At 71.6% G+C, this 24,541-nt stretch carries 22 protein-coding genes; 10 read left to right on the forward strand and 12 right to left on the reverse strand.

Features of this window, described 5'->3' with window-relative positions; all coding sequences use genetic code 11:
- Nucleotides 1–34 precede the first annotated feature (34 nt).
- The 3 genes from ispF to FDM97_RS33925 form a co-directional block, all read right to left on the reverse strand.
- Nucleotides 35–577 (reverse strand): 2-C-methyl-D-erythritol 2,4-cyclodiphosphate synthase, encoded by a 543-nt coding sequence (gene ispF, locus FDM97_RS33915; protein ID WP_254705854.1) that lies wholly within the window; start codon nt 575–577, stop codon nt 35–37.
- Nucleotides 567–1,316: a 2-C-methyl-D-erythritol 4-phosphate cytidylyltransferase gene (gene ispD / locus FDM97_RS33920; protein ID WP_137994301.1), complete on the reverse strand. Its 750-nt coding sequence runs from the start codon at nt 1,314–1,316 to the stop codon at nt 567–569. Before ispD ends, ispF begins: the two co-directional genes overlap by 11 nt.
- Before the next feature lie 292 nt (nt 1,317–1,608).
- The gene (locus tag FDM97_RS33925) at nt 1,609–2,091 is read right to left on the reverse strand and encodes a CarD family transcriptional regulator (protein ID WP_003953493.1); all 483 of its coding nucleotides are present in this window, start codon (nt 2,089–2,091) and stop codon (nt 1,609–1,611) included.
- Nucleotides 2,092–2,790: 699 nt separating this feature from the next.
- Here FDM97_RS33925 and FDM97_RS33935 point away from each other — a divergent pair.
- A complete protein-coding gene (locus tag FDM97_RS33935; RefSeq protein ID WP_137994303.1) occupies nt 2,791–3,429 on the forward strand; it encodes a DUF461 domain-containing protein in 639 nt (212 codons plus the stop codon).
- A gap of 122 nt (nt 3,430–3,551) precedes the next feature.
- On the opposite strand, the gene FDM97_RS33940 is transcribed toward FDM97_RS33935, so the two are convergent.
- Both FDM97_RS33940 and FDM97_RS33945 read right to left on the reverse strand, forming a co-directional pair.
- The gene (locus tag FDM97_RS33940) at nt 3,552–4,232 is read right to left on the reverse strand and encodes a two-component system response regulator PhoP (protein ID WP_017242433.1); all 681 of its coding nucleotides are present in this window, start codon (nt 4,230–4,232) and stop codon (nt 3,552–3,554) included.
- Nucleotides 4,229–5,521, reverse strand: coding sequence for a two-component system sensor histidine kinase PhoR (locus FDM97_RS33945; RefSeq protein WP_137994304.1), 1,293 nt, complete (start codon nt 5,519–5,521; stop codon nt 4,229–4,231). Before FDM97_RS33945 ends, FDM97_RS33940 begins: the two co-directional genes overlap by 4 nt.
- A 264-nt stretch (nt 5,522–5,785) precedes the next feature.
- Between FDM97_RS33945 and phoU the strand changes: the two genes are divergently transcribed.
- Nucleotides 5,786–6,466, forward strand: coding sequence for a phosphate signaling complex protein PhoU (gene phoU, locus FDM97_RS33950; protein ID WP_137994305.1), 681 nt, complete (start codon nt 5,786–5,788; stop codon nt 6,464–6,466).
- 117 nt (nt 6,467–6,583) lie between these two features.
- Nucleotides 6,584–6,739, forward strand: coding sequence for a hypothetical protein (locus FDM97_RS36115; RefSeq protein WP_175439337.1), 156 nt, complete (start codon nt 6,584–6,586; stop codon nt 6,737–6,739).
- A gap of 112 nt (nt 6,740–6,851) precedes the next feature.
- Here FDM97_RS36115 and FDM97_RS33955 read toward each other — a convergent pair whose 3' ends face one another.
- Nucleotides 6,852–7,319 carry a GNAT family N-acetyltransferase gene (locus FDM97_RS33955; protein ID WP_137994306.1) on the reverse strand — a complete coding sequence of 156 codons (468 nt, stop codon included), beginning with the start codon at nt 7,317–7,319 and terminating at the stop codon, nt 6,852–6,854.
- A 160-nt stretch (nt 7,320–7,479) separates the two neighbouring features.
- Here FDM97_RS33955 and FDM97_RS33960 point away from each other — a divergent pair, with 160 nt between their 5' ends.
- The 3 genes from FDM97_RS33960 to FDM97_RS33970 all read left to right on the forward strand — a co-directional run bounded on the left by FDM97_RS33960 (nt 7,480) and on the right by FDM97_RS33970 (nt 13,496).
- Nucleotides 7,480–7,728, forward strand: coding sequence for a hypothetical protein (locus tag FDM97_RS33960; RefSeq protein ID WP_137994307.1), 249 nt, complete (start codon nt 7,480–7,482; stop codon nt 7,726–7,728).
- A 310-nt stretch (nt 7,729–8,038) separates the two neighbouring features.
- On the forward strand, nt 8,039–8,344 hold the full coding sequence (locus FDM97_RS33965; protein WP_137994308.1) for a trypco2 family protein: 306 nt from the start codon (nt 8,039–8,041) through the stop codon (nt 8,342–8,344).
- 16 nt (nt 8,345–8,360) lie between these two features.
- A complete protein-coding gene (locus FDM97_RS33970) occupies nt 8,361–13,496 on the forward strand; it encodes a hypothetical protein (RefSeq protein ID WP_137994309.1) in 5,136 nt (1,711 codons plus the stop codon).
- A 542-nt stretch (nt 13,497–14,038) separates the two neighbouring features.
- Here the strand turns inward: FDM97_RS33970 and FDM97_RS33975 are convergent.
- Complete coding sequence (locus tag FDM97_RS33975; protein WP_137994310.1) at nt 14,039–14,374, reverse strand: DUF6980 family protein; 336 nt, start codon at nt 14,372–14,374, stop codon at nt 14,039–14,041.
- A gap of 210 nt (nt 14,375–14,584) precedes the next feature.
- A complete protein-coding gene (locus FDM97_RS33980) occupies nt 14,585–15,343 on the reverse strand; it encodes a phosphoglyceromutase (protein ID WP_137994311.1) in 759 nt (252 codons plus the stop codon).
- A 126-nt stretch (nt 15,344–15,469) separates the two neighbouring features.
- Here FDM97_RS33980 and FDM97_RS33985 point away from each other — a divergent pair, with 126 nt between their 5' ends.
- Nucleotides 15,470–16,786 carry an MDR family MFS transporter gene (locus tag FDM97_RS33985; RefSeq protein WP_137994312.1) on the forward strand — a complete coding sequence of 439 codons (1,317 nt, stop codon included), beginning with the start codon at nt 15,470–15,472 and terminating at the stop codon, nt 16,784–16,786.
- On the opposite strand, the gene FDM97_RS33990 is transcribed toward FDM97_RS33985, so the two are convergent.
- The 3 genes from FDM97_RS33990 to mshA form a co-directional block, all read right to left on the reverse strand.
- The gene (locus FDM97_RS33990; RefSeq protein ID WP_137994313.1) at nt 16,776–18,395 is read right to left on the reverse strand and encodes a glycosyl hydrolase family 28-related protein; all 1,620 of its coding nucleotides are present in this window, start codon (nt 18,393–18,395) and stop codon (nt 16,776–16,778) included. The two genes, FDM97_RS33985 and FDM97_RS33990, sit on opposite strands and share 11 nt — an antisense overlap.
- A 109-nt stretch (nt 18,396–18,504) precedes the next feature.
- Entirely contained in the window at nt 18,505–18,999 is a 495-nt protein-coding gene (locus tag FDM97_RS33995) for a type III secretion system chaperone family protein (protein WP_137994314.1), read from the reverse strand.
- Nucleotides 18,992–20,350 carry a D-inositol-3-phosphate glycosyltransferase gene (gene mshA / locus FDM97_RS34000; protein WP_137994315.1) on the reverse strand — a complete coding sequence of 453 codons (1,359 nt, stop codon included), beginning with the start codon at nt 20,348–20,350 and terminating at the stop codon, nt 18,992–18,994. Before mshA ends, FDM97_RS33995 begins: the two co-directional genes overlap by 8 nt.
- A gap of 357 nt (nt 20,351–20,707) precedes the next feature.
- Here mshA and FDM97_RS34005 point away from each other — a divergent pair, with 357 nt between their 5' ends.
- The 3 genes from FDM97_RS34005 (at nt 20,708) to FDM97_RS34015 (ending at nt 24,173) form a co-directional block, all read left to right on the forward strand.
- The gene (locus FDM97_RS34005) at nt 20,708–21,427 is read left to right on the forward strand and encodes a class I SAM-dependent methyltransferase (RefSeq protein ID WP_254705996.1); all 720 of its coding nucleotides are present in this window, start codon (nt 20,708–20,710) and stop codon (nt 21,425–21,427) included.
- Between the two features lie 197 nt (nt 21,428–21,624).
- Nucleotides 21,625–22,734, forward strand: coding sequence for a C40 family peptidase (locus FDM97_RS34010; RefSeq protein WP_137994316.1), 1,110 nt, complete (start codon nt 21,625–21,627; stop codon nt 22,732–22,734).
- Nucleotides 22,735–22,937: 203 nt separating this feature from the next.
- Nucleotides 22,938–24,173, forward strand: coding sequence for a PP2C family protein-serine/threonine phosphatase (locus FDM97_RS34015; RefSeq protein ID WP_137994317.1), 1,236 nt, complete (start codon nt 22,938–22,940; stop codon nt 24,171–24,173).
- Nucleotides 24,174–24,199: 26 nt separating this feature from the next.
- Here FDM97_RS34015 and FDM97_RS34020 read toward each other — a convergent pair whose 3' ends face one another.
- A complete protein-coding gene (locus FDM97_RS34020; protein WP_137994318.1) occupies nt 24,200–24,541 on the reverse strand; it encodes a DUF2516 family protein in 342 nt (113 codons plus the stop codon).

A 24,541-nucleotide genomic window follows, 5' to 3' on the forward strand; every position in this document is an offset into this window, starting at 1 on the left:
ATTGCGGGTCGCGGGGGCACTTTTTCGGGGCCTTCTACGGCTGTACGCGGACGACCAGCGCCGTCGCGATCGCGGCGAGGCCCTCGGCGCGGCCGGTGAGGCCGAGTCCGTCGGTCGTGGTGCCGGAGACGGAGACGGGGGCTCCGACGGCCGCGCTGAGCGCCTTCTGTGCCTCGTCGCGACGCTTGCCGACCTTGGGGCGGACGCCGATGACCTGCACGGCGACGTTGCCGATCTCGTACCCCTCGGCCCGGACGATCCGGGCGGCCTCGGCGAGCAGGGTGACGCCGGAGGCGCCGGACCACTCGGGGCGGGAGGTGCCGAAGTGGGCGCCGAGGTCGCCGATTCCGGCGGCGGAGAAGAGGGCGTCGCAGGCGGCGTGGGCGGCGACGTCGCCGTCGGAGTGCCCGGCGAGTCCGTACCCGTCGCTCTCGGAGTCCTCCCAGAGGAGTCCCGCGCACCAGAGTTCGCGGCCGCGCTCGAAGGCGTGGACGTCGGTGCCGATGCCGGTACGGGGCAGGTTCAGGTTCGGGTTCGGGTTCAGGTTCGGGTTCGGGTTCAGCGGCTCAGAAGCCATCGTTGGCCCTCCTGCGGGCGAGTACGGCCTCGGCCAGGACGAGATCGAGGGGGCGGGTGACCTTGAACGCCTCCTCGTGGCCGGGCACGACGACGACGGGTGCGCCGAGGCGCTCGACCATGCCGGCGTCGTCGGTGGCGCCGTCACCGGTGAGGGCGACGGTCGCGTGCGCGTTGACGAGGGTGTCGTAGTCGAAGCCCTGCGGGGTCTGGACGGCGCGCAGCCGGGAGCGCTCGGGGGTGGCGACGACGCTCTCGGGGTCGCCCTTCTTCTCCGCGGGCTCGACCTCCTTGACGGTGTCGGCGACCGGCAGGGCGGGGACGACGGCGACGGCACCGTCCCGGACCGCCTCGATGACGGCGTCGACGGTGTCGACGGGGACGAGCGGGCGGGCCGCGTCGTGGACGAGGACGGTGGTGACGCCCTCGGGCAGGGCTTCGAGGCCGAGCCGTACGGACTCCTGGCGGGTGTCGCCGCCGGGGACCACGAGGTAGTCGGTGCGCTCGGGCAGCGCGTGCGCGTCGAGGAGGTTCTTGACCTCGGCGGCGCCGTCGGAGGGCGCGACCACGACGACGAGGGAGACGGCACGGGAGGCGGCCATCGCCCGGACGGCGTGGATGAGCATGGGGGTGCCGTTCAGCGCGCGGAGCGCCTTGGGGGCGCCCGGGCCGAGCCGTACGCCCCGGCCGGCCGCGGGGATCACCGCGGCGGTGCGCGCGGGACGCGTTTCGTCTGTCATCGGTTGCACTCCGGCAGGTTTGTTTCCTCGGCGGACATGGGTATGGCCTCACCGTGCCGGACGCGACGCCTTGACCGGGCCCTTTCCGTGACGACGGTCGGGGCGTTCCGCGCGGCACAGGTGATGTGACGCAAGGAGTACGCGAGGGACGCGAGGGGGCAGAGGTACGGGAGTTTCGTGGACGGACGCGTCACGAGACGGACAGCACATCACGAGACGGACATGCCGCAGCGCCCGGCGACAGCGCTGTAGGTTCACAGCACGTCATCGGGCACCGCGGCATCGCTTCGCTTCAGGACGCGAGGACCTCGTCGAGGAGGGCCTCGGCCTTGTCCTCGTTCGTGTTCTCCGCGAGGGCGAGCTCGCTCACCAGAATCTGCCGAGCCTTGGCGAGCATGCGCTTCTCACCTGCGGAGAGTCCGCGCTCGCGCTCCCGGCGCCAGAGGTCACGGACCACTTCGGCGACCTTGATGACATCGCCGGAGGCGAGCTTCTCGAGGTTTGCCTTGTAGCGCCGGGACCAGTTCGTCGGCTCTTCGGCGTACGGCGCACGCAGCACCTCGAAGACCCGGTCCAGCCCATCCTGACCGACCACATCGCGAACACCGACGAACTCTGCATTGTCCGCCGGCACACGAACCGTCAGGTCGCCCTGAGCGACCTTGAGCACCAAGTAGGTCTTGTCCACGCCTTTGATCTGGCGAGTTTCGATGGCCTCGATCAGCGCGGCCCCGTGATGGGGATAGACCACGGTGTCGCCAACCTTGAACGTCATGTGACAGGTACCCCTTCCGTGGCTATCCAGGGTAACACGGATACGGCTTCTTCTGAATGGCGTTTTCGCAGGTCAGGGCATATCTCGGGGCTTGACAACAGCGACGCGAACGTGCTGCGGAAGGCTTCCGGGGGGCGGTATCCGCAGGTCGGAGCGGCTGCACGGACGGAGAGAAACGCGCACGTTACACACGTCCGGAGGGCTCCACAGGAGGGGCGATGTCCCGTTTTGTCGGGTTCAGGACGTGCATCCCACCGTACTCCGTTCGAGGATCGCTCACTCGTACGGATGCATCCCGGACCGATTCCCGAATTGATCACCCGGTGCTCGGAGCGGTTTTTTCCGCGGGGCGGGCCGCGGAATGCGCGGACGGCCGCCGAATTGATCAAGGCGGTTATGTGAACGGCAGGTCAATACGCTGCGATCCGGCCATCCCTGAGCCGATCGCGGCGCATGTCGCGGCGCTTGTCGCGGTCCGTGTCGCGGTCCGTGTCGCGGAGGCCGTCCGGGCGGCTGTCACGGAGACGGCGGCGAGCGCCGGGTGCGCGAAGGGGCGGGTCGGGTGCGGGACGGAGAGGGTGGCTCGGTAACCTAAGCGCGCTGACGCACCTTTAGCTCGTCCTTAGCCGGTTGTTCCTGAGCTCGACCGCAGCCGGCTCGTCCTTAGCCCGTCCGTACGTCCTAGGAGTTGCCGCCGCCGTGAGCCGCAGCCTTCGACGCGGCGCCCTCGCCGCCGCCGCCATCGTGATCTCGATCGCCTCGCTGTCCGCCTGTGGCGCGGGCAACGACGCGCAGACGCTCGGCGTGCGGCCGGACAACGCCGCCGTCACCGTGGACGATGTCAAGATCCAGAACGCCCTCGTGATCACCCAGCCGACCGCCGGCGCCCCCGGCCCGGCCGTCGTCTCCGCGACGGTGTTCAACACCGGCACCACGCCGCAGACGCTCGACTCGATCACCCTGGGCGGCTCCGCCGCGCCGGTGAAGCTCACGGCGGCCGAGGGTTCGGGTGCGATCACCATCCCCGCGGGCGGCTCGGTCGTCATCGGCGGCCAGGGCAACGCCACCGCCACGATCGAGAACGGCCACGAGGCCGTGAAGAACGGCGGGGTCCAGGAGCTCGTCTTCAAGCTGAGCAAGACCGGCGACGTGAGCCTGCAGGCGTTCGTCGTCCCGGCGGCCAGCTACTTCAAGGACTTCGGCCCGACCGAGATCCCTGCGCCCCCGTCCGCCAAGCCGACGGTGACCCCGACCGGCACCGCGACCGCGACCGAGGCGGCGGGCCACGGCGCCGAGGCCGGCTCCTCGGCCTCCCCGACGGGCGACGCCGGCCACTGACGCACGCGCACCATGCGAAGGGGCGCCCCCGCCGGAGTGATCCGGTGGGGGCGCCCCTTCGCGTGTGTGCGGTCCTACGGCCGGTACGGTCGGCCTGCCGGCCGTACCGAGCTCGGGCCGGTTTACGGCTCGAACTTGTAGCCCAGGCCCCGGACGGTCACCAGGTACCGCGGCGCGCCCGGGTCCGGCTCGATCTTCGCCCGCAGGCGCTTGACGTGGACGTCGAGGGTCTTGGTGTCGCCCACGTAGTCCGCGCCCCAGACGCGGTCGATCAGCTGCATACGGGTCAGGACGCGGCCCGCGTTCCTGAGCAGCATCTCCAGGAGGTCGAACTCCTTCAGGGGGAGGTCGACCTTGCCGCCGGAGACCGTGACGACGTGGCGGTCCACGTCCATGCGGACCGGGCCGGCCTCCAGGGCCGCGGGGGTGACCTCCTCCGGCTCGCCGCGGCGGCGCAGGACCGCGCGGATGCGGGCGACCAGCTCCCGCGAGGAGAAGGGCTTCGTCACGTAGTCGTCGGCTCCTATTTCCAGCCCGACGACCTTGTCGATCTCGCTGTCCTTGGCGGTCACCATGATCACCGGAACGTTCGAGCGGCCGCGCAACTGGCGGCACACCTCGGTACCGGGCAGGCCGGGCAGCATCAGGTCGAGGAGGACGAGATCCGCTCCGTTGCGCTCGAACTCGTCGAGGCCGTCGGGCCCGGTCGCGGCGACCGCGACCTCGAAGCCTTCCTTGCGGAGCATGTACGACAGGGCGTCGCTGAAGGATTCCTCATCCTCGACGACGAGCACTCGGGTCACGGAAGGACCTCCGGGGCAGTGAGCGGTTCGGTCATGAGATCGGGGGTGGGGGAGGTGGAGTCGGAGTCGGATGATCGCCGGTCCCGTGCGGCGCCCGCCTCGGGCAGCCGCAGGGTGAAGGTGGAGCCCTGGCCTTCGGTGCTCCAGACCGTGACCTCCCCGCCGTGCGAGGCGGCCACGTGCTTGACGATGGCCAGGCCGAGCCCCGTACCTCCGGTGGCGCGGGAGCGGGCCGGGTCGACGCGGTAGAAGCGCTCGAAGATGCGCTCCTTGTCCTTGTCGGGGATGCCGATGCCCTGGTCGGTGACCGCTATCTCGATGAGATCGCCGCCGGGCGCGGTGATCTTCCGGGCGGCGATGCCGACGCGGGTGTGGGCGGGTGAGTAGTTGACGGCGTTCTCGACGAGGTTGCCGAGCGCGGCGGCGAGCTGGCCCCGGCTGCCCCAGACGCGCAGGTCCGCGGTCCCGCCCTCCCGTCGCCCGGCATCGCCCTGCTCGAGCCCTTCGGGCGCGGATACGTTCGAGACCATGGTGATCTGCTTGGTGGACGCGGTGTGCCGGGAGCGGTCGATCGCCTCGGCGACCAGCTCGTCCACCCGTACGGGCTCGGAGTCCTCCAGCGGGTCGTCGTTCTGCACCCGGGAGAGGTCGATGAGCTCCTGGACGAGATTGGTCAGCCGGGTCGCCTCAATCTGCATCCGGCCGGCGAAGCGGGTGACCGCCTCGGGGTCGTCCGAGGCGTCCATGACGGCTTCGGAGAGCAGGGAGAGCGCGCCCACGGGCGTCTTGAGCTCGTGACTCACGTTGGCGACGAAGTCGCGCCGTACCGCTTCGATACGGCGGGCCTCGGTCAGGTCCTCGACCAGGAGGAGCACCAGGCGGGAGCCGAGCGGGGCCACGCGGGCGGAGACGGCGAGGGCCTCGCCGCGTCCGGTGCCGCGCCGGGGCAGGTCCAGCTCGACCTGTCGTATCTCTCCGTCGCGGCGGGTGTCGCGGGCCATGTTGAGCATGGGCTCGACGGCCAGCTTTCCGCCGCGGACCAGGCCGAGGGCGTACGCCGCCGAGCTGGCCTTGACCACCGAGTCGCTCTCGTCGAGGACGACCGCGGAGGAGCGCAGCACGGACAGCACGGTGTCGACGCCGGGCGGGAGCACGGCGTCGGTGTGCAGGGAGGTCCGGGTGGGTCGCGCCTGGTCGCGCTCGCTCCAGCGGAACGCCAGCATGGCGATCACGCCGGTGCACACCCCGGCGATCGCGGCCAATGCGGCGACCGCCGCGTTCACGTCCATGCCATCCAGGTTATGCGGGGCGACGGACACTCTCCCAGCCGTCCGAGTGGCTGCTCGAACAGTCGTCGCCCAGAGTTCACCGTGGGGACGGTGGTGGTTCATTTGGCCTGTTCGCAGGGCTGACGCGTGTCGCCCAGAGTTCACTCAGGGGAAAGGGTTGATTCATGTGGGGTGGAGGCGCCTGACTTGTAGGGGGCCGAACGTGGGAGCGTGGGGGGTCCGAGCCCCACCTGGACCCCGGACGTCTGTGAGAGAGGGACATCGATGCGGGACGCGTACCACGAGGAACTTGACTCGATCGGCGAGGGCCTGGTCGAGATGGCCCGCCTTGTCGGGTCGGCGATCGGGCGCGCCACGACGGCGATGCTCGACGCCGATCTGAAGCTCGCGGAGAGTGTGATCGCCGCGGATCAGAAGGTCGACGATCTGCAGCACGACCTGGAGGCCCGTGCGATAGCGCTGCTCGCGCGCCAGCAGCCGGTGGCGACGGACCTGCGGATCGTGGTGACCTCGCTGCGGATGTCGGCCGACCTGGAGCGCTCCGGCGACCTGGCGCAGCACGTGGCGAAGCTGGCGCGGCTGCGGTTCCCCGACACCGCGGTGCCGCGGGACCTGCACGCGACGATCCTGGAGATGGGTCAGCTGGCGCAGCGCCTGATGGCGAAGGCGGCGGAGGTCATCATCACGAAGGACGTCGATCTGGCGCTGCAGCTGGAGCAGGACGACGACGAGATGGACCTGCTGCACCGGACGCTGTTCCAGCACCTGATGGACGACCGCTGGAAGCACGGCATCGAGACGGCGGTCGACGTGACGCTGCTCGGCCGCTACTACGAGCGGTTCGCGGACCACGCGGTGTCGGTGGCCAAGCGCGTCGTGTACCTGGTGACGGGCGAGCACGCGGACGAGCTGCAGCAGGCGGACGCGCCGGTCGAGGGCGCGTAGCCCCCGGGCATGGGCGGGCGGTGGTCGCGACGTTCGCACTCCTGTGCGCCGTTGATGCGCCCGGTGGGATGGGCATGCAATGGGGAGAGGCGACGTACGCCTTCGAGGAGGGACCCCATGGCCGAATCCGCCACCACCGACCCCCAGCCCCTGCAGGAGACTCCGCGCGACGCGGTCTTCCTGCCCGTCCTCGGCGCCTGCGGGTGCGGCTCGGGCTGCGGCTGCGGCTGCCAGTCCGGCGGACCGTGCCAGTGCGGGGGCTGCTCCGGCTAGCCGCGCGATCGGTGGGCCCCGCCCGGTTTCCGGGCGGGGCCCTCTCGTCTCACATCACCCGCCGCAGGCGCCGCAGGTCACGGGCCCACAGGTCACATCACGTCACATCACGTCACAGGTCGAGCACGCCGACCGTCTGGCGGCCGCTCGTCTCGCCCGTCTCGAAGAAGCCGAGCCTGCGGTAGAAGTCGCCGGGGCCGTTCTCGCCGGGCTCCCAGCTCACGTACATCCGGTTCTTCCCGCGCCCGCGCAACTCGTCCCGTACGGCGTCGACGGCGAAGCGCCCGTACCCGCGCCCCTGGTGGCCTGCGGCGATGTTCAGCCGCCACAGTCCGCTGCGCCGGCCCTCGGGGTCGTTCCCGGTGCCCCACCGGATGTCGAGGAAGGCCATCAGGAAACCGACCGGCTCGTCCCCGTCGAGGATCAGCCGCGGCCAGGCGGTGTCGCCGTAGGCGTACGCCTCCGCCAGCGACGTCGCGACCGGGGCGACGTTCTTCTCCTGGTGGGGATGGACGTTCAGCGCGAGCGCGGCGTCCACGTTCTCGGGGGTGATCTTCTCCAGTCGGAGCGTCGAAGGCATGCGGCGGAGGCTAGTGATCGCGTGCGATCTCCGCTCGCGATTTTCCCGGCGCTACCGGCCGGTTCGTCAACTCCACCACAATTGCCGGATTTTCTTGACAGTGAGGTTTAGCACGAGAAGCCTGGTTTGCGAGTGTTGCACTCGAGGATTCGAGGCAGTGATGACCAGAAAACTGACGACGAAGAGGATCGGCGCGGCAGTGGCCGCGGCGGCCGCGGCCTGCGCACTGGGTCTCGGCACGGCCGGAACCGCCGTCGCCGGTGGGATCAACCCGGTGCCTGTCAGCTGCACGAACGAGGGCGGCAATGAGCCTGGCGGCCAGCAGCCGGAATGTAAGGGCAAGGCACACACGCAGGAGACCGAGAACCAGAACAAGCCGGGCCACGCTCCGCCTGGACAGAACAAGTGAGGTGAGCTGACGAGACGCCCGTCAATCTCCCAGCACAGTCGAGCCCCCTCCCAGGAGTCCCAAGGGCTGGGGGCTCCGCGCGGGAGCCGTACGCGAGCCGTCCCCGAGCCGCCCCCAAGCCGCCCCGAGCCGCCCCGAGGCGTACGCCTCGCCGTACGCGGTAACTGCGCAGCACGTTGGCCGGATCTCGTCCGTACGTGATCGCATATGCCCCGATCCCCTTACGGATGCGCGCTCTTCTGAGAGACTTCACACCCGCTGACACCCGCACCACAGCGAGTGGTTGCTCCACTTCATCCGGGGGGACTCCATGGAAATCCAACTCGCCGATCTGCTCACGTCGCTGCGCTCGGAAATCGGCCGGGCCCGCCTCGAAGCAGCCGGCCAGGACGTGCGCTTCCGGATCGACTCCATCGACCTGGAGCTTCAGGTCGCGGTCGAGAAGACGGCCGAGGCCAACGCCGGTATGCGCTTCTGGGTGGTCTCGCTCGGCGCCAAGGGCGCCGCCAAGTCGGCGGAGACCCACACGGTCAAGATCAGCCTGACTGCCGAGACGGACACCGGTGCGCCGGTCCTCACCGGCGATGACGTCTCGGACCTCTTCTCCTCGAACTGACCGCTGGGTGAGCCCGATGGACAAGAACCGGGTGGCCCAGGTCTTCGTCAGGCACGCGAACGGGATCGAGTTCGGATCGGGCTACCGGATCAGTACGAGGCTGATCCTGACGGTGGCTCATCTCCTCGACTCCCGTGACCACGACTGCACGGTGATGCTCGGCCGTCGTAAGGACGCGTTTCCCGCCACACCCGTGTGGCGGGCGAACGGGCAGGATCTGGCGCTGCTGGCCCTCGACGCTCCGCCGCCGGACCTGGAGCCGGCGCCGGGTGTCGCCCTCGGCAGCCTGCCGGACGCGGTGGGCAGAGTGCCGTTCGCCGGTATCGGCTTCCCGGCGTTCGCGAAACGAGCCGCCTCGGAGAGGTTCCAGGGGCTGGACCGGCGGGACAGCGTCGGGTTCGACGGATTCATCCACCTCGGCTCCAACATGAAGTCCGGGCTGCTCGATCTCACCGTCGACACCCATTCACCTGCCGAGAGAGGACCCGACGGGCAGGATCCGTGGAAGGGCGTCTCGGGGACGGCCCTGTTCGCCCACGGCCGCCTCGTCGGGGTGCAGGCCCACCGGCTGCCCGCCGCCGGAACCGGCAGCGCCCAGGCCGAACCCCTGGCCGAGGCCTTGAAGGACCCGGAACTCGTCAGACTCCTCGCCGAACACCGCGTGAATCCCCACGCGGTACCGCTGGATCCGCCCGGTCGCGAGCCGGGGCACCGGCTGCGCGTGGTGATCTCCCAAGAAGAACTCATCGAGGGCTTCGGCGACTTCGAGAAGAACTTCACCCCCGAGCGCCTGCCGTTCGTGTCCCCGGGCAGCGAACACGACGCCGACCCGGAGCAGTTGCTCACCAGGCTGCTGATGTCGGTGGACCGCGGCGTGCTCCTCGTGGGCGCGGCCGGTACGGGAAAGACCCGTACCGGCCTCGAGGTGGGACGGCTCGCGCTGGCGGAGGGCTGGCGCGTCCTGCACGTCCTGCCCCAGACCCGCGCCGACCTGTCCCAGACCCGCGGCGACACGATCGTCGAGCAGATCGCGGAGCAGGCGTTCGCCGAGCCCGGTTCCGTACTGGTGGTGATCGACCTCAACGAGACGAACATCGACCTGCAGGCGGTGCGGACCCAGCTCCTCCCCGAGGCCCGCCGTAAGCGCGTCACCATGACCGTGCTCGCCTCCGCACGCCCCGGGTGGCTCCTGAAGGCCGAACGCGCGCTGGTGTACGAGCTGTTCGACGAGGTGAAGCTGCGGCAGGACGACGAGTTCCAGCGGCTCATCACCCGTAACGCGCTGGAGACGCTGGCCCCCACCGCCATCCGTCGACTGGGCATGGACCGCATGCTCGCGGTCAGCGGCAACCGCCCCATCGTCGCGCTGCTGGTCGCCCGGGAAATCGAACGCCGCGTCAAGGCGGGCCTCTCCATGCCCGAGGCGGCCGGCCTGCGGTCCGGCGGCGAACTGCCCGCGTGGCTCCTGAAGCGGCTGAGCGAGGACGGTCTGACCGTTCCCGGCCGCGAGAACAGCCTCACCCGCGCCCGCGCCTCGCACGGACTTGTGGCCGCCGGTGCCGCCGCGGCGGCCTGCCCGCAGGACCAGTCCGAGGTGGTGGCGGCCGCGCACGCCTCACTGGCCGGAGCGACCGGCGACGTGCCGGAGGCCGAGGACATCGTGGCCACCCTGGTCTCGCTGGGCTGGCTGGAGACCAAGGACGGTGTGCTGTCGGTCGCCCACGACATCGTCGCCGACCAGCTCATGGAATCGGTCATGCTGCCCGATCCGGTCGCCACACCGGACGTCACCAAGACCCATGCCATGCTCGCCGGCAGCCTCACCGGCGCGCGCACCGTCGGCCGCTTCTCCCTCAACATCGGCCGCCTCGTCAACGACCTCGCGCTCGCCGACCGGGCGGCGGCGATCACCTCCGTGCTCCACGACTGGTTCACCGAGCAGGCCGCCACCATAGGCGGGCTCATGCGCCACGACTCCGATGTGGGCAGCTACGCCCTCGGCGCGATCTGCTCGGGGCCGCCCTGGTCCGCCCCGGCAGTCCAGTGCTGGGACGCCGTCGTCAGCCCCTGGCTCACGGACTTCGGCGTCGGCTTCGACGCCCGCCACCTTCTGCACCGGGGCCTGCGCCATCTCCCCGGCGACGGCGCGCTGCTCCTCGTACCCGCCGCCCTCGACTGGCTCAAGGTCCACGGCATGTCGAAGGAGGCCAACTACGTCGCGGGCCCGCTGCTCTCGCGTACGGACCTGCCGGCCGAGGCCGTCCAGCAGGCCATCACCACCACGCTCGCCTGGCTCAACCGCCACACCACGCACCCCGGTGCCGGGTACGTCCTGCGGCCGCTGCTCGCCCGGACCGACCTCAACCCGTACGACGCCCGGCGGGTCATCTCCGCGGCGCGCATCTGGCTCGACCGCCACTCCACCACCCCCGGGGCCGGATTCGTCCTCAGCACGCTCCTCTCGCGCGCCGACCTCACCCCCGACGACGCCGAACGGATCTCCGCTCCCGCCCTCGACTGGCTCGACCACCACACCGTCACCCTCGGCGCGGGACACATCCTCAGGCCGCTCGTCTCGCGCACCGACCTGAGCCCCGCCGTGGTCGGGCGGGTCCTGCGTGCCGCGCTGGCCTGGCTGGAGCACTACGCCACCTCCGACAAGGCGCAGTTCGTCCTCGGCCCCCTGATCGCGCACCCCGATGTGGCCGGCGACGACGTCCCGCGCGTGCGTCAGGCCAGCCTCGCCTGGCTCGACCTGCACGCGCCCACGGAGGAAGCCCGCTTCATCCTCGACCCGCTGCTGGGCCGCACCGACCTCGGCCCCGAGGACACCCGGCGGGCGATCTCGCTCGCCCTCATCTGGCTCGCCGACCACGCCACCCACGTGGAGGCCGAGTTCGCCCTCGGCAAGCTGGTTCCCCGTACGGATCTGACCGACGACGACGTCCAGCGCGTGCGCCGTGCCGCCCTCACCTGGCTCGACCACCACGCCGCCAACGAGAAGGCCTCGTTCATCCTCGGCCGCCTGCTCACCCTGGCCGACCTCGCGGAGGGCGACGCCCGGCGGGTGGTGTCCGCCGCCCTTGTCTGGCTCGCCGAACACCCCATCGCCGACGCCGGCCACGTCCTCAAGCCCCTGCTCGCCCGCGTCGACCTCGGCCCCGACGACCTGCGGCAGGTACTCCGTACCACCCATGCCTGGCTCGCCGGACACCCCATCGCCGACGCCGGGTTCGTCCTCAAGCCGCTCCTCGTACGGACCGATCTGCCGGCCGCGGACGTCGAGCAGGCCCTCGGCGCCACGCTCGGCTGGCTCGGTCACTACGCCACCACGCTCGACGCCGGATACGTCCTCAACATCCTGCTGTCCCGCACCGACCTGTCCCCCGAGCACGTACAGCGGGCGCTCTCCGAGGCCTTCGCGTGGCTCGACCACCACGCCACCACGGCCGACGCGGGATACGTCTACGGGCGGCTGCTCGCCCGCACCGACCTCCCGCCCGCCGACGCCCAGCGGGTCATGCCCGCCGCCCTCGCCTGGCTGGGCGAGTACGGCACCCTTCCGGAGGCCCGGTTCGTCCTGGACGCCCTGGACTCCCGTAGCGGCTTCAGCCCCGGCGACACGCAGAAGAGCGCCGCCGCGGCCCTCGCCTGGCTCGACCACAACGCCACCGCCGGCATCGCCGGGCACGTCCTCAAACCGCTGCTCTCCCGCGGCAATCTCAGCGCGGAGCATCTGCGGCAGGCGCTCGGCGTCACGCACGTCTGGCTCGAGCACCACGGGTCCACGCCCAACGCCGGATTCGTCCTCGACCCGCTGCTCACCCGCACCGACCTCGGCCCTCAGGACGCGGGGCGGGCGGCCACCGCGGCCCTCGCCTGGCTCGACGGCCAGGCCACCGCCCCGAAGGCCCAGTTCGTCCTCAAACCGCTGGTCTCCCGCGGCGATCTCACCGCCGACCACGCCCGGCAGGCGCTCGGCCACACCTTCACCTGGCTCGGCCTGCACGCGGCCACGGCCGAGGCGCGGTTCGCCCTCGACCCGCTGCTCGCCCGTACCGACCTCACCCCCGAGGACGCGGAGCGGGCGATCTCCCTCACGCTCGCCTGGCTCGACCTGCACGCGGCCACGGCGGAGGCCCGCTTCGTCATCGACCCGCTGCTCGCCCGCACCGACCTCACCCCCGAGGACGCGGAGCGGGCGATCTCCCGCACCCACGACTGGCTCGACCTGCACGGGTCCACGGCGGAGGCGCGCTTCGTCATCGACCCGCTGCTCGTCCGCGCCGACCTCAGCCCCGAGGACGCGGCGCGGGCGGCCACCGCGGCCCTCGCCTGGCTCGACCGCCAGACCGTGACCCCCACCGTGGGGCGCGTCCTCAAACCGCTGCTCGCCCGCCCCGACCTGAGCGCCGACCACGCCCGGCGTGCGGTCGCCGCGAGCCTCGCCTGGCTGGACCGCCACGCCACGACCTCCAACGCGGGGCACGTCCTCAAGCCGCTGCTCATGCGCACGGACCTCTCCCCCGGCGACGTGGCGCGGGCGGCTCCGGCCGCCGTCGCCTGGGTCAGCCGCCCCGTCGCCGCCCCGGGCGCCGGCCACGTCTTCGACCCGCTCCTCGCCCGCACCGACCTCACCCCCGAGGACGCGGAGCGGGCGGCCGCCGCCGCGTTCGCCTGGCTCGACGACTACGCGGCCACCGCGCGGGCCCGGTTCGTCCTCAACCCTCTCCTCACCCGTACGGACCTCACCCCCGACCAGGCCCGCCGAACCCTCTCGCTGACGCTCGCCTGGCTCGACCACTACGCCTTCACCCCCGGCGCGCCCCTGCTCCTGAAGCCCCTCCTCTCCCGCACGGACCTCACCCCCGAGGACGCCGCGAAGACGCTCACCGTCGCCTTCACCTGGCTCACCGCCCACGGCACGTCCGCCCGTGCCCGCTTCGTCCTCGACCCCCTCCTCACCCGCACCCCCCTCACACCGGAGGCCACCCGCCGCACGATCACCCTCGCCCTCACCTGGCTCACCCACCACGCCGGCACGGACAAGGCCGCCCCGATCCTCGAGGCACTCCGCACCCGCACGGACCTCACTCCGGACGAGGCCCAGCAGTTGGCGCTGACGCTCACGCTCGGGGACGGGCCTGACTGACGGGCGCCCCAGGGCATCCCCAGGGTGTGAAGAAGCCCCCTCCCCGCCGGAGAGCGGCAGGCAGGGGGCTCTCTTCTCCATGCGTCGGAGCCGCCTCTCCGAGGCGTGTCACCTCCGCCGCTTGCTCGCCCTGGCCTTGCGCTCGGCCTCCTTGCGCCTCTGGACGGTGTAGGAGGACCAGTCGCCCCGATGACGATCGCACCTCGATGCCCCCATCATGGCGAGGCGCCGACACGGGGTGCCCTTCTGCGTTATCGCTCCACACCTGGACTGCGTACGAGCCACGACTCCCACCCCTGGTCTCGACTGACGTGCGGACCGCCCCAGGGTCGCGAGGCAGCAGCCCCGAGCGGAAGGCGCACGCCCTGACGAACCGGTGCACGTCGGCCTCCCTGGATGTGCTTGGGGGCGCACACGCTCCAAGTCCGTTGGCGGCACGCCCTGGTCGGCGTCAGCGTGCGGCGGTGATCAGTGAAAGGACCTTCTCAGAGGTCGCGCCACACACGGAGCGGCCGGCGCCCTGAGCTTGGACGCCACCTCTCTTACCTCCCGGCCGTGGCTCCGCCCTGTTCCGCGTGGCCGTGGAGCCATCGATCACTGAGAAACGCCTCTGGGATGTCGTCCTCCCAAGGGTCGATCCCGAGCTGTTCCAGCTCGTCGAACCACCGGTCGCGCTGCGACTCCGGCAGACGCACGCCGCACCAAGGGCAGAACAGTAGCTCCACATAGGAGGAGCCTCCGTCATGGATGAGCAGCCCGTACTCCTGGTACCTGGGCATGAAGTGAACCAGCGCGTCAGGGCACGCGAACGGATCGCTGTGGACGTCGCAGTCCCATTCGACGTGACGTCCCATGGCTTCGCAGCAGTGCTCTCGCATGGTGACAGTCTGGCCCCATCCTCATCAGGTCGAACACCGGAGCCGTGACCCGACATCGCGCGGCCCCTTCGCCGTGACGGGGCGACGGGCCGAGGGGTCGAGGGGCCGAGGGGTCGAGGGGTCGACGGGCCACAGGCGGCCCCACGGCATGAAGAAGCCCCCTCCCCGCCGGAAAGCGGCAGGCAGGGGGCCCTTCTCCATGCGTCAGGGTTACTTCTTGCCCTGGTTCTTCACGGCCTCGATCGCCGCCGCCGCCGCGTCCGGGTCCAGGTACGTGCCGCCCGGCTTGAGGGGCTTGAAGTTCTCGTCGAGCTCGTAGGCGAGCGGGATGCCCGTCGGGATGTTCAGGCCCGCGATGTCCGCGTCCGAGATGCCGTCCAGGTGCTTGACCAGGGCGCGCAGGCTGTTGCCGTGGGCGGCGACCAGGACCGTGCGGCCGGCCAGGAGGTCCGGGACGATGCCGTCGTACCAGTACGGCAGCATGCGGACGACGACGTCCTTCAGGCACTCCGTGCGCGGGCGCAGCTCCGGCGGGATGGAGGCGTAGCGCGGGTCGTGGGCCTGGGAGAACTCGTTGTCGTCGGCGAGCGCCGGCGGCGGGGTGTCGTACGAGCGGCGCCAGAGCATGAACTGCTCCTCGCCGAACTCCGCGAGCGTCTGCGCCTTGTCCTTGCCCTGCAGCGCACCGTAGTGGCGCTCGTTCAGACGCCAGGAGCGGTGGACCGGGATCCAGTGGCGGTCGGCGGACTCCAGCGCGAGCTGCGCCGTGCGGATGGCGCGCTTCTGGAGGGAGGTGTGCAGTACGTCGGGCAGCAGACCGGCGTCCTTGAGCAGCTCACCGCCGCGGACCGCCTCCTTCTCGCCCTTCTCGGTGAGGTTGACGTCCACCCAGCCGGTGAACAGGTTCTTCGCGTTCCAGTCGCTCTCGCCGTGGCGGAGGAGGATCAGCTTGTACGGTGCGTCGGCCATGCGTCCGAGCCTAAACGACGCCCGACGCTTGACGCTCCCCGTCAATTCACTGGCGCCCGGGAAGCCGATCCTCGTAAGTTACGGAGGCCGATAGAGACGCTTACACCGCAGGGGGCCCAGCCACACATGTCCATCGCCTCGCTCAGACGATCAGCCCGCGCGACGGTCTCCGGCCTCCCCGGCGGCTTCTGGTGGCTCTGGCTCTCCACTCTGGTCAACCGCACCGGCGCCTTCGTCCTCACCTTCCTCTCCCTCTTCCTGACCCAGGAGCTCGGCTACTCGGCCTGGTACGCCGGTCTCGTCGTCGCCCTCCACGGCCTCGGCGGCGTCGCCGGATCCCCGCTCGGCGGCATGCTCACCGACAAGTGGGGCCGGCGCCCCACCATGGTCACGATGCATCTGGCCGGGGCCGCGTGTGCCGCCGCCCTGGCCCTGGTGAGCAGCGCCTGGGGCATCGCCGTCGTCGTCCTGCTGATGGGCGTCGCCATGCAGGCGGTCCGGCCGTCCATCAACGCCACGATCGCCGACATGGTCCCCGAGTCCGACCTCCGCCGGGCCTACGCGCTCAACTACTGGGCCCTCAACCTCGGCTTCGCCGTCGCCGCCTTCGGTGGCGGCGCCGCGATCTTCCTCGGCTACCGGACCCTGTTCGTCGTCGACGCCGTCGCCACGACCCTCTGTGCCCTCATCGTCTTCCTCCGGCTCCCCGAGACCCGCCCCGAGGCCCGGCGCGACACGGCCACCGGCAAGGTCGTCGAGGAGGACCGCGTCAGCGTCATCGACGTGCTGCGCGACGCGCCCTTCCGCACCCTCGTCCTGCTCAACCTCCTCGTCTGCCTGGTCTTCACCGCCCCCTGGGTCGGCCTCCCGCTCACCATGGCGGCGGAGGGCCTGTCCACCGGGGCGTACGGCGCGGTCATCGCCGTCAACGGCGTGGTGATCGTCGGCTTCCAGCTCCTGGTCAACAAGGTGACCGACAAGCGCTCACCGGCCATGCTCCTCACCGTCTCCTCCCTGCTGTTCGCCTTCGGTACGGGCGCGACCGCGCTCGCCGGCTCCCCGGTGGCGTTCGCCGCGACCGTGGTCGTGTGGACGATCGGCGAGATGGTCCACGTCCCGACCAACGCCGCCGCCACCGCCAAGCTCGCCCCCGAGCACGCCCGCGGCCGCTACCAGGGCGTGATGGGCATGTCCTGGGCGGTGGCCGGGTTCGTCGCCCCGATCCTGGCGGGCTGGGTCGTGGACGGTCCCGGCCCGGACGTCCTGTGGATCTCCTGCGCGGTCATCGGCTGCATCGCCGCCCTCGGGTACACGACCCGTCTGCGCAAGGCCCTGGACCTGGACCTGGACCTGGGCGAACCGGACACGCCGGCCACCGCCGACACCAAGGACGCCGACACCAAGGACGCCGACACCCCGGCCTCCTCCTCCGTCACCGCCTGAGCAGCCGCTGCGCCTCGTACAGGTTCCGGGGGCGGACCGCCCCAGGAGCCCCGTACGCCTCCAGGCGCGCGTGGAGCTCGCCCGTGAAGTCCGGGACGTCGATCTGGTCGAACTCCCGGACCTCGCTGATGCCGACCGTCGCGCTGTACGGCGCGATCGTGTCGATCTTGACGAGTCCCGCCCGGCCGTTGGTGACCGTCACGTTCCAGTGCGCGAAACGGGCGCCGTACAGCGGCCCGGCCGAGGCGTCGCCGCCGTGCCGGCCGTTGTTCTCCACCGTGATCTCCGTCCGTACGTCGGCGAAGGGCATGCCCCGGTGGGTGTCGAAGGTGCCCCTCTCCATCACCCCGCGCGACCAGACGTTGTGGCTGGAGAGCCCCTCCACGTTGATGCCGTGCGTCACCGCGACGGCCGCGATGTGGAAGCCCTCGATCAGGTTGTCGTGGGAGCCCTCGCGGCAGAAGTACGGGTGATGGGAGCCCCGGCCCTCCACGCGCGTGTGGCGCAGGGTGCAGGCGGAGGCGGCGACCAGACCGAAGCCGTTGTCGACATGGCGTACGACGACGTCCTCGGCCCAGCAGTCGTACGCGCACTGGAAGGCGACGCCGTTGTAGCCCTTGTCGAGCAGGTGCGGGGACTGGGGGGTCTCGACTGCTTCGAGGGTGAGGCCCGCGACGCCCGATCCCGTGAGCGGTTCGGCGAGGGTGGTGATCCGCGGGTCCCACTCCGGGCGTACGTCGAGGGGCAGCGGGCGTTCCAGCGTGACCGTGCGGCCGCGTACGGACATCACGCGGACCGGCCACTCGTACGGGACGTACGACGTCAGCTTCGTCTTGTCGTCCCACGCATACGCCTGCGCGCCCGGGCCGCCGCCCGCCATGTGCTCCAGGAGCGTGTGGTCGGCGTCGTCGGCGAGCCGGAGCAGAACCACCTGCCCCCGGCGCAGCCCTGACGGGTCGTCGACCGTCACGCTCCAGTCGCCGCGGCGGGCGGGGCGGACGGCCGTGAGGGAGGTCCACTCGTCGCGGCCGTTGCCGGTCCAGCCCTCGAAGGGCCAGGCCCGGGCGCGGATCGCGGCGAGGAGGGAGGCGTGCCGGGCGTGCGGGGCGAGCCAAATGAGACCGCCGGCCCAGGACCAGGCGGACTTGTCACCGCCGTAGCGCGAGCCGTACGGGCCGATCAGCTCCGTGAGGTGCTTCGTCGCGAGGAGGGTGGTCCGGCCCGAGCCCGCGCCGCGCAGGACGACGTCGCTGTGGCCGATGTGGAGGAAGCCGTCGATCCGGTACGTGCCGGGCGGGACGAGCACCGTCCCGCCGCCCCGCTCCCCCGCCTCGGCGAGGGCCCGGTTGATGGCGGGGGCGGAGTCCGTGGAGCCGTCGGGGGTGGCCCCGTAGGAGAGGACGTTCGCGACGACGGGCGGGTGGGGCAGCCGGGTCGCGCCCGCGCGGGCACCCGCGCGGCCGACGTAGGGGATCTGCGGGTGGGTGTAGGGGGCGCCGGCGAACTCCTGCCAGACAGGGGTGGTGGTCGGCGGGGTGAAGCCGGTCGTCGTCGCCGCCGCCCCGACCGCCACCGCACCGCTCACGAACTGCCTTCTGCTGATTCCCATGAGCCCGACCTTTCACGGATATGAACAGTGTTCAGATCTGAGTCGCGGGCGAGCATGGCACGGCCACGGCAGGTACGGAAGGGGTCGTGCGGCTACCGTCGAACGGTGGTCAGTTCGCGGGCTTCTGGGTCAGATTCGTGAACGCGTCGAGGTTCCGGGTCGACTCGCCGCGCGAGACCCGCCACTCGTACTCACGCCGGATCGCACTCGCGAAGCCCAGTTCGAGGAGCGTGTTGAAGGAACCGTCCGCCGCCTCCAGGACGGAGCCGAGCAGCCGGTCCAGCTCCTCCGGGGTGACGGCGGACAGCGGCAGCTTGCCGGTCAGATAGATGTCGCCGAGGCCGTCGACCGCGTAACTCACTCCGTACAGCTTGAGATTGCGCTCAAGGAGCCAGCGGTGGACGCCCGCCTCGTTCTCGTCGGGGTGGCGGATGACGAAGGCGTTCAGCGACAGCGAGTGGCGGCCGACGCGCAGCGAGAGCGTGGTGAACAGCTTGCGCGTGCCCGGCAGTTTCACGACGTACGAGCCGGGCTCGGGGGACTCCCACTCCAGCTCGGCGTCCTTGAACGTGTCTTCGATGACCTGCCGTACGTCCTCAGCCATGGTGCGAGCGTACGCGACGGCGGTGATCGTGCATCGCGGCCGTGTACACGTCCGCCGTGCCCGAGGCCGCCGTGTCCCAGCCGAAGGACTCGGCGTGCCGGGCCGCCGCCGCGCCCATACGGGCGGACAGGGCCGGGTCGGTCACGAACCGTTCGAGCGCCCTGGCGTAGTCGGCCGGGTCGTGCCCCTGGACGAGGAAGCCGGTGACGTCGTCCCGTACCGCGACCGGCAGGCCGCCCACCGCCGCGGCGACGACCGGAGTGCCGGCCGCCTGGGCCTCGATGGCGACCAGGCCGAAGGACTCGCTGTACGAGGGCATGACCAGCACCGACGCCGCCCGGAACCAGTCCGCGAGCCGGTCCTGGCCCACCGGCGGGTGAAAGCGGACGACGTCCGCGATGCCGAGCCGGGCGGCCAGCTTCTGCAGCCCCTCCGGCTTCGCCAGGCCGCTGCCGCTCGGTCCGCCGACGACCGGCACGACCATGCGCGCGCGCAGGGAGGGGTCGCGGTCGAGGAGCTGGGCCGCGGCCCGCAGCAGGATGTCGGGGGCCTTCAGCGGCTGGATACGGCCCGCGAAGACGGGGACGAAGGCGTCCTGCGGCAGCCCGAGGCGGGCCCGGGCGGCGGCACGGCCGTCGGCCGGGCGGAAGTGGTCGAGGTTGACCCCGGGGTGCACGACGGCGACCTTGCCGGGCTCGGCCTCGTAGAAGCGGACGAGCTCGTCGGCCTCCTCGGCGGTGTTGGCGATCAGCCGGTCGGCGGCGCGGACGATCTGCGTCTCGCCGATCACCCGGGCCGCGGGCTCGGGGGTGTCGCCCTCCGCGAGCGCCGCGTTCTTGACCTTGGCCATGGTGTGCATGGCGTGGACGAGCGGGACGCCCCAGCGCTCGGCGGCCAGCCAGCCGACGTGGCCGGAGAGCCAGTAGTGGGAGTGGACCAGGTCGTAGTGGCCGGGGCGGTGGCCCGCCCAGGCCTGCATCACGCCGTGGGTGAAGGCGCAGAGCTGGGCCGGCAGCTCCTCCTTGGCCAGTCCCTCGTAAGGACCGGCGTCCACATGCCGTACGAGCACACCCGGCGCGAGCTCGACGACCGGGGCGAGGCCGCCGGTGGTGGCCCGGGTGAAGATCTCGACCTCGACGTTGATCGCGGCGAGGCGCTTGGCCAGCTCGACGATGTAGACGTTCATGCCGCCGGCGTCGCCGGTGCCCGGCTGGTGGAGCGGCGAGGTGTGGACGCTGAGCATGGCCACCCGGCGCGGGGTCCGGTGGCGTCCGGGGAGCCGGAGCCTGGGCGGCGTCACCAGGGAACCGGCGAGCCGGGATCCGGCCAGTCGGGACACGTACTGGCTCACGTCGACGGTCCTTCCGCTGAGTGGGGGCGTAGCGGGCACTGCGTACTGCGGGGCACTGCTGGTTTTCGGCGTACTGCGGGGCCGTGCAGGCACGGCAAACGGGACGGCGTACGGGGCCCTCCACGCCGCACAACACCGGAACGACGCCATCCATTTCCGTTTTGCCAATTCATTGCCACTGCCCACGGCGCGTACCCTCGCTCCATGGCCCCGCGCACCACCCTCCCCCAGAGCTCCTCCCCCAGAGCTTCGCCTGGGAGGTACCCCCAGGGGCACCCCCATGCCGCTCCGCTCGCCGGGACCCGCCCCGTCGGCACGACGACCCGCGGGACCACCAACCCCAACCGGCTGCGCCGCATGGACCGCTGGATCGCCGCCGTCCACGGCCCCGCCCTGCGCCGCTCGGCCGAGCCGCCCGTCGCCGTGGACCTGGGCTACGGGGCCGCCCCCTGGACCGCCGTGGAGCTCCTGACCCGGCTCCGTACGGCCGATCCGCGCACCGAGGTCGTGGGCATCGAGATCGAGCCCGCCCGGGTCGCCGCCGCCCGGCCGTACGAGCGCGAGGGCCTCACCTTCCTGCACGGCGGCTTCGAGGTCCCGGTGCAGGGCGAGGTCGCGCTGATCCGGGCCGCGAACGTGCTGCGGCAGTACGACGAGGGCGAGGTCGCCGCCGTGTGGGCGCGGCTGTGCGCGCGGCTCGCGCCGGACGGGCTGCTGGTGGAGGGGACGTGCGACGAGATCGGGCGCCGGCACGTATGGGTCGCGCTCGACCGGTCCGGGCCGCGGACGGTCACCTTCGCCACCCGGCTCGGCTCGCTGGAGCGCCCCTCCGACCTGGCCGAGCGGCTGCCGAAGGCGCTGATCCACCGGAACGTCCCGGGCGAACCGGTGCACGCCTTCCTGCGGGACTTCGACCGGGCGTGGGCGGCGGCCGCTCCGTACGCCTCACTCGGCGCGCGGCAGCGCTGGATCCGGGCCGTACACGATCTGGCGGCGGACTGGCCGTTGACGGACGGGCACCGGCGGTGGCGTCAGGGCGAGGTGACGGTCCGCTGGGAGGCGCTGGCTCCCCGCTGAACGCGGTGAATTCGCAATTCGCGGTACGTCGGGAACGCCAGGCGGCCCTCTCTCGTCCCCCTGTGGGGGACAACGGCCCGACAAGCCCCGGTATCCCTGTTGCTTTCACGTTTCGCATGGCACTATCGCCAAGGCCACCAACAAGTTACTGACGGTAAATCAGATACGGGATGCCTGAACCGTCCAAGGGGGAGTCCGTGAACCGACGCCGCTGCGCCACCGCCGCGATCACCGTGGTCTGCGCCCTGACGGTCCTCGCCTCACCCGCCCTGACCCTCTCGGCCGCCGCGGCCCCGTCGACCCCCGCGGCCCCCTTGGGCGCCCCGGCGGCGCCGAACGCCCCGCTGCCGCCCCCGCCCCCGCCCGTCGCGCCCAAGAAGACCCTCGACGAGGTCCGCAAGGAGATAGACGGTCTGTACCGGCAGGCCGCCGCCGCCACCGACGCGTACAACCTCGCCGAGGAGCAGACCAAGGAGCAGTCCGCCGAGATCGTGAAGCTGGCCCGGATGATCGTGGCCGGCCGCGAGAAGATCGACCTGCTCAAGGCCCAGGCGGGCGCGGCGGCCCGCGCCCAGTACCGCAACGGCGGACTGCCCGACGGCGCCCAGTTGGTCCTCACCTCCGACCCGCAGCTCTTCCTGGACAACGCCGGCCGGCTGCAGCAGGGCGCGAAGGCCACCAAGGACCTGCTCGCCGAAATGGACCGGACCCAGACCGAGTTGGCCACGTACGCCAAGGAGGCGGGCGCCAACTGGACCAAGCTGGAGGCCAACCGCGTCAAGCAGGCCGAGGCGAAGAAGGACATCACCGCCAAGATCGAAGCGGCCAAGAAGCTCGAGTCCGAGCTGGCGGCCGAGGAGCGGGAGCGGCTGCTGCGCCTTGAGGAGCAGGAGCGGTACCGGGCGCAGACCGCCTGGCTGAGCACCGGCATCCTCAAGGGCCTCGACGGCAAGGCGACCGCGCAGGGCAAGCGGGCCGTGGAGTTCGCCACGGCGCAGATCGGCAAGCCGTACGTCTGGGGCGCGGAGGGCCCGGACTCGTTCGACTGCTCGGGTCTGACCCAGAGCGCCTGGGGCTCGGCCGGCCGGTCCATCCCCCGCACCTCGCAGGAGCAGTGGCGGCTGCTGCCCCGGGTGGACATCAAGGACATGCGGCCAGGCGACCTGATCGTCTACTACAAGGACGCCAGCCATATCGGGATGTACGTCGGAAACGGGGCGATCGTGCACGCGCCGCGGCCGGGCCGTGACGTGACGATCGCGGGGGCGGGCTCGATGGAGATCCTCGGAGTCGTCCGCCCGGAGTGAGCCGCCGGCCCTGTCGGCGTGATGTTCGTCATGGCCTGGAAGGCAACAACCTCCCCATGCGCGGCATATGCCAGTGACTCTTCGGCACTCGTGTCGTGATCACCATTCCGTTGCCCCGCGGGGTACCGCTATGGTCCCCGTCTGGCGGGACGTCGTTCGTCGTCCTGCCGCGCCCTCGGGGGGAGGGAAGGAAACCACGACCGATGCCCGTACCCGTACCGCGACAGAGAATCGTCTCTGCTGCGGCGCCCGGCGCTGCCACAGGCACCGATCTCACCCTCCTGGTCGTCGAGGACGACCCGGCGGGTGCCCTCGCCGTACCCGAAATGCTCGACGCGGACGGCACCCGCGTCCGTATCCGCACCGCCCGTAACCTCACCGAGGCGGAGCGGCTGCTCACCGACGACGTGCACTGCGTCCTGGTCGACCTCGCCCTGCCCGGCCCTCGGGCCGCCGGCGACGACCCGCTCGCGCCCCTGCGCCACGTCCTGCGGCTCGCGCCGCGCCACGCCGTCCTGGCGCTCGCGGCCTCGGCCGACGCGGAGCTGGCGGCCGAGGCGGTACGCGTCGGGGCCCAGGACCATCTCTTCCGCGAGGAGCTCGACGGCCGGCTGCTGAGCCGGGCGATCCGCTACGCCGTCGAGCGCAAGCGGGCCGACGCCGTGCAGGTGAAGCTGACCGAGTCGCGGCTGCGGGCCCAGGAGAACGCCCGCCTGGAGCGCGGACTGCTGCCCACGCCGCTGCTCGAGGGCTCCGACCTGCGGTTCGCGGCCCGCTACCGGCCCGGCCGCTCGCGCGCCCTGCTCGGCGGCGACTTCTACGACACCGTCCGTACGCCCGACGGCACGGTCCACGCCATGATCGGCGACGTCTGCGGGCACGGCCCGGACGAGGCGGCGCTGGGCGTGGAGCTGCGGATCGCCTGGCGGGCGCTGACCTTCGCGGGCCTGTGCGGGGACGAGCTCCTCTCGACCCTGCAGCGGGTCCTGGAGCACGAGCGGGAGAGCGAGGAGATCTTCGCGACCCTCTGCACGGTCGACATCGCCCCGGACGGGCGCCGGGCGGGCCTGTGCCTGGCCGGACACCCCTCCCCGCTGATCGCCCGGCAGGGCCGCACGGCGCGGCTGCTGCCGTACGACGACGGCGGCCCGGCCCTCGGCCTGCTGCCGCGCGCCCGCTGGCCGCGGCGCCAGGTGGAGCTGGGCGGGGCGTGGAGCCTGCTGATGTACACGGACGGCCTGATCGAGGGCCGCTCGGCGGGTCCGGGCTCGCCGCGGCTCGGCCAGGACGGGATGGTCGAGATGATCAACCGGCAGCTGGCGGAGGGCCTGCGGGGCGAGGAGCTCCTGGAGGCGGCGGTGGCGGAGGTACGCGCGCTCAACGGCGGCGAGCTGACGGACGACGTGGCGGTCCTGGCACTGGAAAGGGCCCGGGGTTAGCCCCCGGGCCCTCGCCTGTCGTCCGCTCAGCGTCCGCCGTTGTACGGACCGTACGGCCCGTCGCTGCTGGATCCGCCGCGACGGCCGCCGCCCCCGCCCGAGACCTGCCGGATGGCGGGCCGGACGTCGACCATGAAGACGATGGCCGCGATAAGGCCGGCGATCTGCAGGAAGAGCATCGGCAGCAGCAGGTTCAGGGCGAGGTTGATGCCCAGGATGATCAGCCAGAACTTCTTCGTCTGCTTGTCGGCCGCGCGGTACGCGTCCTCGCGTGCCATGACGGCGAAGACGAGCGCGGCGACGGCGAAGCCGATGAAGACCAGGCCGATCACCAGCCAGATGATGGAGTCGAAACCCTCGCGCAACAT

The sequence above is a fragment of the Streptomyces vilmorinianum genome, assembly GCF_005517195.1.
GTDB classification, from domain to species: Bacteria; Actinomycetota; Actinomycetes; order Streptomycetales; family Streptomycetaceae; genus Streptomyces; species Streptomyces vilmorinianum.